At 35.6% G+C, this 11,902-nt stretch carries 8 protein-coding genes and 1 pseudogene; 5 read left to right on the top strand and 4 right to left on the bottom strand.

What is annotated here, in order from left to right; genetic code table 11:
• Positions 1–538: inorganic phosphate transporter (locus P8M54_RS05370; protein WP_300285985.1), on the top strand; the 538-nt coding region annotated here is incomplete at its 5' end.
• A 150-nt stretch (positions 539–688) separates the two neighbouring features.
• Here the strand turns inward: P8M54_RS05370 and rimK are convergent.
• Both rimK and P8M54_RS05360 read right to left on the bottom strand, forming a co-directional pair.
• The gene (rimK, locus tag P8M54_RS05365; protein ID WP_300285983.1) at positions 689–2,062 is read right to left on the bottom strand and encodes a 30S ribosomal protein S6--L-glutamate ligase; all 1,374 of its coding nucleotides are present in this window, start codon (positions 2,060–2,062) and stop codon (positions 689–691) included.
• Positions 2,063–2,197: 135 nt separating this feature from the next.
• Positions 2,198–4,747, bottom strand: coding sequence for an ATP-dependent Clp protease ATP-binding subunit (locus tag P8M54_RS05360; RefSeq protein WP_300285981.1), 2,550 nt, complete (start codon positions 4,745–4,747; stop codon positions 2,198–2,200).
• 254 nt (positions 4,748–5,001) lie between these two features.
• On the opposite strand from P8M54_RS05360, the gene gyrA reads away from it, so the two are divergent.
• From gyrA to P8M54_RS05345, 3 genes are read left to right on the top strand one after another with little or no spacing between them, the layout of a single operon-like run.
• Positions 5,002–7,647, top strand: a complete 2,646-nt coding sequence (gyrA, locus tag P8M54_RS05355; protein ID WP_300285979.1) for a DNA gyrase subunit A — start codon at positions 5,002–5,004, stop codon at positions 7,645–7,647.
• A 43-nt stretch (positions 7,648–7,690) separates the two neighbouring features.
• Positions 7,691–8,656, top strand: a complete 966-nt coding sequence (locus P8M54_RS05350; protein ID WP_300285977.1) for a tetratricopeptide repeat protein — start codon at positions 7,691–7,693, stop codon at positions 8,654–8,656.
• 9 nt (positions 8,657–8,665) lie between these two features.
• Positions 8,666–8,965, top strand: a complete 300-nt coding sequence (locus tag P8M54_RS05345) for a hypothetical protein (protein ID WP_300285975.1) — start codon at positions 8,666–8,668, stop codon at positions 8,963–8,965.
• Positions 8,966–9,097: 132 nt separating this feature from the next.
• On the opposite strand, the gene P8M54_RS05340 is transcribed toward P8M54_RS05345, so the two are convergent.
• Both P8M54_RS05340 and P8M54_RS05335 read right to left on the bottom strand, forming a co-directional pair.
• On the bottom strand, positions 9,098–10,351 hold the full coding sequence (locus tag P8M54_RS05340; protein WP_300285973.1) for a DEAD/DEAH box helicase: 1,254 nt from the start codon (positions 10,349–10,351) through the stop codon (positions 9,098–9,100).
• Between the two features lie 103 nt (positions 10,352–10,454).
• Positions 10,455–11,492, bottom strand: a complete 1,038-nt coding sequence (locus P8M54_RS05335) for a formimidoylglutamase (protein WP_300285970.1) — start codon at positions 11,490–11,492, stop codon at positions 10,455–10,457.
• A gap of 94 nt (positions 11,493–11,586) precedes the next feature.
• Between P8M54_RS05335 and P8M54_RS05330 the strand changes: the two are divergent.
• Positions 11,587–11,902, top strand: a pseudogene (locus P8M54_RS05330) (hypothetical protein); the annotation flags it as partial.

Here is an 11,902-nt window from a genome sequence, read left to right as displayed (position 1 = left end):
AGCATTAAAGAAGATGCAATTATTATCTTCAGCGGCTTTTAGTTTAGGTCATGGAGGAAATGATTCTCAAAAAGTAATGGGTATTATTGCTGCGGCCGTTGCGGTATACATTAATGCTAATCCCGGGATACACATGGATTCTTGGTTGGATGTTGTTTTGCCATCAGAAAGTGGTGCGTTTAAAATGCCTGCATGGATTCCTTTAGCTTGTTACTCTGCCATTGCAGCAGGTACCTTAAGCGGTGGATGGAAGATTGTAAAAACAATGGGTTCAAAAATTACAAAAGTAACTTCATTTGAAGGAGTAGCAGCAGAAACCGCTGGTGCCTTGACTTTGTATTTTACGGAGCACTTGAAAATACCAGTAAGTACAACACATACTATTACAGGATCTATTATTGGGGTAGGATTAACTAAAAGAGTCTCTGCAGTACGCTGGGGAGTTACAGTAAGTCTATTATGGGCTTGGGTATTGACAATTCCAATTTCGGCATTGTTAGCTGCTTTGGTTTATTATGTGCTAAGTATTTTTATATAGTCCGAAATAATCAAATAGAAAAAGCCACTCAAATTAATGAGTGGCTTTTTTTTGTAATGACAATTTAAGTTAAATATGTTCTGAAATAACCTTGGCAATAGGTGTTTGCCTTCAGCTTTAATTAATTAAGTGAAGGCTCCTAAAAGCGTGTTATAGTTTATGTTTGAAGTTTTTCTCGATTGCTTTAATCATTTCGCCTGCTATATCTTTATTAGTAGCGCCTTCAATACCTTCTAATCCTGGTGATGAGTTCACTTCTAAAAGTAAAGGACCTTTAGAGGAACGAATGATGTCGACACCTGCTACTTTCAAATCCATAGCTTTTGCTGCTTTAATAGCAATACGTTTTTCTTCAGGAGTTGCTTTTATAACTGATGCTGTTCCTCCTAAGTGTATATTGGCTCTAAATTCACCGGGCATAGCCTCACGTTGTATCGTTGCTACCACCTTGCCATCGATAACAAACAAACGTAAATCTTTTCCGTTTGCTTCCTTAATGAACTCTTGTACTAGAATATTTGCATTTAAACTTTTGAAAGCATTGATAACACTTTCAGCTGCTTTTTTAGTTTCTGCTAATACCACTCCTTTTCCTTGTGTTCCTTCTAACAACTTCACAATTAAAGGTGGGCCACCAACCATTTTGATTAAATCATTGGTATCTAAAGGGGAGTTAGCAAATCCTGTTGTTGGGATTCCTACGCCACTATGTAATAACAGTTGTAATGAATATAACTTATCTCTAGATTGTGTAATCGCTGCCGCAGAATTTAAACAGTATACTTTTAAAGCTTCGAACTGACGGGTGAGGGCACAACCATAAAAAGTAATACTCGGTCGTATTCTTGGAATAATAGCATCAAACTGATTTAAAATTATTCCGCCGCGATAATGAATTTCAGGCGTATCAGCGTCAAGTCTCATGTAGCATTCTTTGATATTCAAAAAGTGCATTTCATGGCCTCGCATTTCGCCCGCTTCCATAATGCGTTTATTGCTATATAGTTCAGGATTACTTGCCAATACTCCAATTCGCAGCCCAGTTGGTGCTTTTTCAGAGTTTTGGTATAATTCTTTTAAACTTTCAGATGTTGGTTGACCTAGTAAATATTGTTTTTCAGGATCAACTAATACGCGTCCGCTCATGGCTTCTCGTCCCAGCAACATCCTAAATCCCATCGAGTCACGATTAGTCAAGGTCATTTCGATTGGCCAGTTAGCATCTCCAATTTTTAAACTGGTTTGTATCACGTAGCGTTGTTCTCTGAACCCGCTAGAACTTTTCACAATTCGCTTGTCTACAAGAGGTGCCTCGCAGTGAATAATGGTTTTGAGATTGTTTTGAATCGGATTGATATCAAATTTTACCCAATTGCTGTCATTTTTAATAAAAGGAGCTATGTTAATGGCATGGAGAGCAGATGTTTTAGCTCCTGAATCCACACGTGCCTTTATAATTGGAATTCCTAATTCAGGAAAAGAACACCATTCTTCGCTACCTAAGATGACTTTGTCTTGAGACATATACTTTTATTTTAAAATGATTATAAAACCCAAATGTAGAGATTTGTTTTTAAAAATGTTTGGTTTCTATAAAGAATAAACCCGTTATGTTGTAAAAACGTAACGGGTTCTATCTTTATTTTGAACTGTTATAATTTATGAGTTCGATGCTTCATCTGCTTTTTGAACTTTAACTGAAAGTTCTTGTGCACCTTCTTCAATATCCATGAAGATTTCGTCTCCACTACTAATTTTAGATGTGATGATTTCTTCGGCTAAGGCATCTTCAACATATTTTTGAATTGCTCTTTTCAATGGTCTTGCACCAAATTGCTTGTCAAAACCTTTATCAGCAATATAGGCTTTGGCTTTGTCAGAAAGCTTTAGTTGGTATCCTAATTCACCCACACGTTTGTATAGTTTCTCCAATTCGATTTCGATTATTAAATCGATATCATGTTTCTCTAAAGCATTGAATACGATTACATCGTCAATTCTGTTTAAGAATTCAGGAGCAAATGTTTTCTTCAAAGCATTTTCGATTACACTTTTCGAATTATCGTCGGCTTGAGCCACTTTGGCAGCAGTTCCAAAACCAACACCTTGTCCAAAGTCTTTTAGTTGTCTCGCACCAACGTTTGAGGTCATGATGATAATTGTATTTTTGAAATCAATTTTTCGACCTAAACTATCTGTTAAGTACCCATCATCTAAAACTTGTAAAAGCATATTGAAAACATCAGGATGTGCTTTTTCAATTTCGTCAAGAAGTACTACACAGTATGGTTTTCTGCGTACTTTTTCGGTTAATTGACCACCTTCTTCATAACCTACGTATCCCGGAGGTGCACCAATTAAACGTGAAATCGCAAATTTCTCCATGTATTCACTCATGTCGATACGTACTAGTGCATCTTCTGAATCAAAAAGTTCTTTGGCTAATACTTTCGCTAACTGAGTTTTACCAACACCTGTTTGTCCTAAGAAGATAAACGAACCGATTGGGCGATTTGGATCTTTTAAACCCGCACGATTTCTTTGAATAGAACGCGCGATTTTCACTACTGCTTCTTTTTGACCAATAACTTTGCTTTCGATTAGTTCTGGTAATTTTGCTAGTTTGTTACTTTCGGTTTGAGCAATACGATTAACAGGAATACCAGTCATCATCGATACCACATCAGCAACATTGTCCTCAGTAACTTCTATTCGGTTATTTTTAGCATCTTCTTCCCATTGTTCTTGGGCTATAGCCAAATCTTTTTCGATGCGTTTTTCATCATCTCGAAGTTTAGCTGCTTCTTCATATTTTTGTTTTTTAACAACAACATTTTTAAGTTCACGAATGTCTTCCAATTGACGTTCTAAATCTAGAATTTTCTTCGGTACTTCAATATTCGTGATGTGTACACGGGAACCAGCTTCATCCAAAGCGTCAATCGCCTTGTCCGGTAAAAAACGCTCAGACATGTACCTGTCAGTCAATTTAACACAAGCTTCAATAGCTTCTTGCGAATAGGTAACGTTGTGGTGGTCCTCGTATTTATTTTTGATGTTATTCAAAATTGTAATGGTCTCATCAACAGAAGTTGGTTCCACAATAATTTTTTGGAAACGTCTCTCTAATGCGCCATCTTTCTCAATATATTGTCGGTACTCATCAAGAGTTGTTGCACCAATACATTGAATTTCTCCTCTTGCTAAGGCAGGTTTAAACATGTTGGAAGCATCTAGCGAACCTGTCGCTCCACCAGCACCAACAATAGTATGAATTTCATCAATAAACAGAATGATATCATCATTTTTTTCCAGCTCGTTCATCACCGCTTTCATACGTTCTTCGAACTGTCCTCTGTATTTTGTTCCTGCAACTAGGCTAGCCAGATCAAGCGTAACTACACGTTTGTTAAACAAGATGCGAGATACCTTTTTTTGGATAATTCGCAATGCTAAACCTTCCGCAATTGCTGATTTCCCCACTCCGGGTTCACCAATTAATAGTGGATTATTTTTTTTGCGTCGGCTTAAAATTTGGCATACACGTTCAATTTCCTTTTCACGACCTACAACAGGATCTAATTTTCCTTCTTCGGCCATTTCGGTTAGATCGCGACCAAAATTATCTAAAACAGGTGTTTTGGATTTTTTATTAGACTTATTAGCAGGATTGTTGAATGTTCCTTCTTTAAGACTGTCATCTTGTCCGAGGTCATCGTTATAGGAGTCGCTTGCTCTTGGTAAATTTTCCAAGAATTCTTCTTCGCTTGGTGTCATATTTAAATATTGTTCTTTAGCTAGATCATAATCTATTTTTAGTTTATTCAATAGCTTGGTTGTAGGGTCATTTTCGTTTCTTAAAATGCACAATAACAAGTGTGCTGTGCTTACTGACGAACTTTGGAAAACCTTGGCTTCTAGGAAAGTAGTTTTTAAAGCTCTTTCTGCTTGTCGGGTTAGGTGCAAGTTTTTCTTTTCATGGTTCGTATCTATTCCAGGAATTGCTGGGCTTAGAATTTCCACTTTTCGGCGTAAATGTTCTAGGTCAACCGCTAGATTGTTTAAAATCTGAATTGCCTTACCATTTCCGTCTCTAAGTATGCCTAGCATTAAGTGTTCAGTGCCTATAAAGTCATGTCCTAATCGTAAAGCTTCTTCTTTACTGTAGGTTATGACATCTTTTACTCTTGGTGAAAAATTATCATCCATAATATATATTTAGTATCCGTAAATTTAGTGAATTACTATTATAAAAACAAAAACCGTTCCTTAAGTAACGTTGTCAGCTAAGGGAAGAAAAAAAACCTTAAAGTACGTTATAAAATGCTATTTTTAGTGAACAAAGCCGTTATTTCTTTGTTAATAAATCATTGAAATAAGTATAGTGAAATGTTTAAATAAATTTTAAAAAAGCGTATATTGGCACGTTTTGAAACTAATATAATTTTTTAATATAACAACTTATGTCTGAAGGAGAAAAGTTAATTCCTATTAACATAGAAGATGAAATGAAATCAGCTTACATTGATTATTCGATGTCAGTAATTGTATCAAGAGCGCTTCCAGATGTTAGAGATGGTTTGAAACCAGTGCATCGAAGAGTTCTTTACGGAATGTATGATTTAGGAGTTTTTTCAAATAAAGCCCATAAAAAATCCGCCAGAATTGTCGGTGAAGTTTTAGGAAAGTACCACCCTCACGGAGACACCTCTGTGTATGATGCTATGGTTCGTATGGCTCAAGAGTGGAGTATGCGTTACTTATTGGTAGATGGTCAAGGTAACTTTGGATCTGTCGATGGTGATAGCCCTGCAGCAATGCGTTATACAGAGGCTAGAATGCGTAAGATTTCGGAAGAGATCATGGCAGATATCGAAAAAGAAACAGTTGATTTTCAATTGAACTTTGATGATACTTTGTATGAACCAAAGGTTATGCCAACAAGAGTTCCTACCTTATTAATCAACGGAGCTACAGGAATTGCAGTAGGTATGGCAACAAACATGCCTCCTCATAACCTTACGGAGGTTGTTAATGGTACGTTAGCGTACATGGATAACAATGATATTGAAATCGATGAGCTAATTACACATATTAAAGCACCTGATTTTCCAACTGGAGGAGTTATATATGGTTACGAAGGCGTTCGTGAAGCTTTCAAAACGGGAAGAGGTAGAGTAGTAATGCGTGCCAAAGTAGGTTTTGAAGAAGTTGAAGGAAGAGAAAGCATTATCGTTACTGAAATTCCTTATCAAGTTAACAAAGCTGATATGATCAAGCGTACTGCTGATCTTGTCAATGATAAAAAAATAGAAGGTATTGCCAATATTCGTGATGAATCGGATAGAAATGGTATGCGAATCGTTTATATTCTGAAACGCGATGCTACTCCTAATGTAGTGTTGAATACCTTATATAAATACACACAATTACAATCATCATTTAGTGTAAACAATATTGCGCTAGTGAAAGGACGTCCGCAAATGTTGAATCTGAAAGATATGATTCATTATTTTGTTGAGCACCGTCATGATGTGGTAATTAGAAGGACACGTTTTGAATTGCGTAAAGCAGAGGAAAGAGCACACATTTTAGAAGGATTAATTATTGCATCTGATAATATCGATGAAGTGATTGCCTTGATTCGTGGCTCTAAGAATACGGAAGAAGCGCGTGAAAAATTAATTGAAAGATTTCAATTATCAGACATCCAAGCGAGAGCAATTGTTGAGATGCGTTTGCGTCAATTAACAGGTCTGGAGCAAGACAAGTTAAGAGCGGAGTATGATGAGTTAATGAAGTTAATTGATCACTTAAAAGCGTTGTTAGAAAACGTTGATTTAAGAACAAACCTAATAAAAGAGGAATTAGTTGAAATCCGTGATAAATACGGTGACGAACGTCGTTCGCTTATTGAATACTCGGGAGGAGATGTAAGTATCGAAGATTTAATTGCCGATGAAAATGTAGTAATTACAATTTCGCATGCAGGTTATATCAAACGTACTAACTTATCCGAATACAAAACTCAAAATAGAGGTGGAGTAGGGCAAAAAAGTGCTGGAACTAGGGATCAAGATTTCTTAGAACACATGTTTGTAGCCACAAATCACCAATACATGATGTTTTTTACCCAAAAAGGTAAATGTTTCTGGATGCGTGTTTATGAAATACCTGAAGGAAGTAAAACTGCTAAAGGTAGAGCGATTCAAAATCTTATCAATATCGAAAGTGATGATAAGGTAAAAGCATTTATATGTACTCAAGATTTAAAAGATCAAGATTATATCAAGAGCCATAACTTAGTGATGGTAACTAAAAAAGGTCAGGTTAAGAAAACATCTTTAGAGAAATATTCTAAACCAAGGATTAATGGTGTTGCTGCAATTACCATTAAGGAAGGTGATGAATTACTAGAGGCTAAATTGACTAATGGTGAAAGCCAAATTATCCTTGCTGTGAAGTCTGGAAAATTGGTTCGTTTTGAAGAAACCAAAACAAGACCAATGGGAAGAACAGCATCAGGAGTTCGTGGAATTTCATTAAAAGATGATACTGATGAAGTAATTGGTATGATTACTGTAGATAAGGATGCTGTGAACGATACGCAAGTATTAGTTGTAACAGAAAACGGTTATGGTAAACGTACTAAATTAGTTGACGAAGACGGTGAAGACGTGTACAGAATTACGAATCGTGGCGGTAAAGGGGTTAAGACACTAAATATTACTGAAGAAACAGGACAGTTAATTACGATCAACGCCGTAACTGATGCTGATGACTTGATGATTATCAATAAATCAGGATTAACAATCAGAATGGCAATCGAAGATTTACGTGTCATGGGCCGTGCTACTCAAGGAGTTAAACTAATCAACTTGAAAGGCAAAGACTCTATCGCAGCAGTTACCAAAGTAATGAAAGACGATGCCGAAGAAGTTGTAGTTGATGAAGACGGAAACGTTGTAGAGGTTGTTGCTATCGAAAGAGTGAAACCTGTATTAGAAGTTTTAGAAGACGAAGGTGGAGAGGATGATGACGACGAAGATGATTCTGAAATTGAAGAAGACGAAAGCGCGGAAGACGAAGACGAAGAAGACGAAGAATAAAAATAATTAGAAAAAGAAAATAATAGAAACAAAATTGAACAATATGAAAAGTAAATATGTACTACTTGCGTCAGCATTACTGATTTCAGTAACCACTTTTGCTCAAAAAGATGAAACAAAAGCAGCTGAAAAAGCATTAAAAAAAGGAGAGAGTAAAGAGGCAGCAACGATTTTAGCAGGTGCAGAATCTTTAGTAGCTGCAGCTAATGATGCTGATAAAGCACAGTTTTTCTTTGTAAAAGGAAATACTTATTTAGACCTAGCGAACAAAAAAGTTGATGTTGATACCAACTTGGGAGTTGCTGCGGCTGCTTACCAAAGTTTAATTGAGGCTGAAAAAGCTTCAGGTAAACCAAAGTATTCTACTCAGGCGGCGGCTTCGATAACTGAAATTAAGTATTTATTGATTAATAGTGCTATTGCAGATTCAAAAGCTGACCGAAATGCAATTGGAGCAAAGAAATTATACGATGCTTACTTATTAGATAAAAAAGATACTCTTAATCTTTATTATGCAGCTTCAACTTATGTGAATGCAAATGAGTATGATAAGGCTTTAGCTGCTTATTATGAGCTAAAAAACTTGAATTTCTCTGGTAAGTCTACAATGTATATAGCAACGAATAAAGCTAGCGGAGCAGAAGATTCATTTACTACAATAGCCGAACGCGATAGAATGGTTAAATTAGGTACTCATGAAAAACCAACAGTTGAGGTTAATCCATCTAAGCGAGGAGAAATCTTTAAAAACATTTCACTACTGTTAGTTCAAAATGGGAAAACAGAGGAAGCTAAAAAAGCAATCGCAGAAGCCAGAATTGCTAACCCAGATGATACTTCTTTAATACTTACCGAGGCAAACCTTTACTTAGAAAGTAAAGATTTCGATAAATATAAAGTACTAATCACAGAAGTTTTAGAACGCAATCCTAATGATGCTGATTTAGTTTTTAACTTAGGTGTAATTAGTGGTAACGCAAAAGATGTTGTCAATGCTGAAAAGTATTAATTAAGAGCAATGGAAATTAATCCTAAATATGTAAATGCATACATCAACTTAGCTGCTTTAAAATTAGAAAACGAAAAGCCTATCATTGACGAAATGAATAAGTTAGGAACTTCGGATAAAGATATGAAGCGCTACGAAGTTTTGAAAAAACAAAGAGAAGCTGTATTTAGAAGTGTTATTCCGTATTTAGAAAAAGCTTTTGAAGTTGATGCTAAGAATGAAGCGGTAAGTAGTACGTTAATCAATGTTTATAGCGCTCTTGAAATGACTGCTGAGAAAAAAGCGGTGCAAGCTAAAATGCAAAAGTAATTGAAATAATTAATGCAATGAAACTTACCGTAAGCGGTAGGTTTTGTTGTTTTAATCTAATTTACACTCAAATCAAAAAGCCTCTTCTGCATTGCAAAAGAGGCTTTTTGATTCCTTATAATTAAGTATTTACTAATACCAACGTTTCTTATTTTGTTTTGAAGCACTAGATTTTCTTGATTTATGTGCTCCTCCGCTACGGTTGGAGTTTTTAGGTTTTGCCCCATCATTTGAGGATGGACTACCCGCACGCCAAGGATATGGATGATCAGTTATTGTTTTTACATCTACTTTGATCAATTTTTGGATGTCCTTCCAATACCCATGCTCGTCCTTAGAGCAAAAAGAGATTGCGACTCCACCATTTCCTGCGCGTCCTGTTCTACCAATGCGGTGAACATATGTTTCAGGAATGTTGGGTAAATCAAAGTTAATTACAAAAGGTAGTTGGTCGATGTCAATTCCACGAGCGGCAATATCAGTAGCAACAAGAACACCTATTTCTTTGTTTTTAAATGCATCAAGTACACGCTGTCTGGCGTTTTGTGATTTATCTCCATGAATTGCTTCCGCTGGTATGTTTCGTTTTCGTAATGCCTTAACCACATTATCAGCACCGTGTTTGGTTCTTGAAAAAACCAATACATCGGTCAAATTCTCATTGGTGATTAAATTATAAAGTAAATTTCTCTTTTCAGTTTTTTCAACAAAGTAAACACGTTGCTCGACGTTTTCAGCAGTAGATGAAACAGGTGAAACCGTAACCGTCTCTGGATTTGTTAAAAACATTTCAGCTAGTTCTCTTATAGCCATTGGCATTGTTGCAGAGAAAAACAAGGTTTGTCTATTTTTAGGTGTCAGCTTCACAATTTTCTTCACATCGTTAACAAACCCCATGTCAAGCATTTGGTCTGCTTCATCGAGTACTAATGTATGCAAGTGGTCTAAATCAATAAATCCTTGTTTGTGTAAATCTAATAATCGGCCTGGCGTAGCGATCAAAATATCTATTCCAGCCTTTAGTGTATCCACTTGTGGATTTTGTGAAACACCTCCAAAAATGGTTAGTTGAGTTAGATTAGTATATTTTGCATACGTATCAAAACTTTGACCTATTTGTACAGCTAATTCTCTAGTAGGTGTTACTACTAAAGAACGGATAACTTTCGCTTTTTTAGATGACCCTACAATTCGGTGTAATTGATGAATAATTGGAATTGCAAATGCAGCGGTTTTTCCTGTACCTGTTTGTGCACACCCAATTAAATCGTTTCCAGCTAGAATAGAAGGGATCGATTTTTCTTGAATAGGTGTAGGATTGATATAGCCTTGTTCGTAAACGGCTTTTTGAATACTTTTAGAAAGTGATAAATCTTCGAATAACATATTTTTGAAATTAAATATCATGTAGGAAGTACAATGATAGTTTTGCAAAGATAGTATTATTATTTAAGGTTGCTAACTTGACTGTTTTATAGGACGTATGGTATTACACATCTACTGTATTTGCTTTAACAAAATCAGTAATCAAATAGCCAATTAATTTACCAATCAAATGGTTGTTTTTTTCTTCACCTAAATCGGGTGCACCTTCGCAAATGTGTAAATAAGCTGCGTTCGAATGTTTACCAAAAAACGAAATAAACTGTCGCAGTTCCTCAACAGAAAATCCGCTTATGGTCATTGCACTACTAGCTATATTTGGTATAGCATCGAGATCAATTTCAATTCCAAAACAATCGTTTTTTATAAATTCAAACGCATTAAACATTTCTAAATTGAAATCTTTTTCTTTGCGAATTTTAAGACTATCGTAGGTAATGTAACGAACGCGATCTTCTGTTTTTTTGATGATATCTAAAACACTTTTTGAAGTGTAATTTTCATGCAAACCAAAAACAAAATATTTCTTCAGAAAGCCTTCTTCAAAAGCATAGGAGAATCCGTTACCGCTGTGTCTACCTTCTAAAATTCGGAAATCAGAATGCGCGTCAAAATTGATAGCATTAATTGGTTTTCCCTTAGCAAGTGCAGTTCCTTTTATATTACCGTATGCGTTATTATGACCACCTCCAATAATAATAGGTGTTTTTCCTAATTGTATGATGCTACAAATGATATGTGAAACATCTTTATCTATTTTTTCTACGAGTTTACTTAGTTTTGAACGATCGTCGATAGAATTAAAGTCAAGATGCTCGACCTCCTTCATTTCTTCTGAGACATTAATTTGTCCTAAAACAACTAGATTACTTCCTTTACAAAAACGATTGTGCTGGATGTTAGCAACACTTCGGATGGCGCTTTCCCAGGCTGAAGCGGCACCAGGTCTGCCATAATTTGCTCTGATTCCTATATCTTCTGGAATTCCTATTATTACATACTGTGCCTCACAAGTGCTTAAAAATGTGATAGGGTCAGCATCTTTAGGTACCGTATGCATTTTTTCGCCAAATTTAATTTCCCCACTTCTATGATTGGTGATTTTTGCGAGGTCGTACTTTGTAAATGGCAGTAATTTTTCCATGAAAAAAATATTTTTCCCAAAAATAATATAATTGCAATAACAATCGTTATAACTTAAATATATATTGTTAAATTTGAAAAAAAAATAATAAAAAATGGAAAATCAAAAAAGTAGTTCAAGTTTAAAAGCGGTAATCGCGATCTTAGCTGTATTATTAGTAGGTAGTTTAGTGTACATATTTAAAATGTCGTCAGATGCTGAGGTAGTGAAAACAGAATTGAAAACTACAGAAACTGAGAAAGAAACTGTTATGAAGGATTTAGAGCAGTTGAAAGCTACTTATGATGCAGCAATCTCTGAAAACACGTCCATGTCTGACGAATTGATTAAAGAAAGAGACAAAGTAGTTGTTTTAATGGCTGATTTGCAAAAGTCAAAAGGGGATGTAGCTTCATTAAAAAAATACAGAG

This window comes from Flavobacterium sp. (assembly GCF_029242675.1).
In the GTDB taxonomy this organism is placed as follows: domain Bacteria; phylum Bacteroidota; class Bacteroidia; order Flavobacteriales; family Flavobacteriaceae; genus Flavobacterium.
The sequence above is the reverse complement of the archived record's forward strand: the minus strand, read 5'-3'. Positions and strand labels throughout refer to the sequence as shown.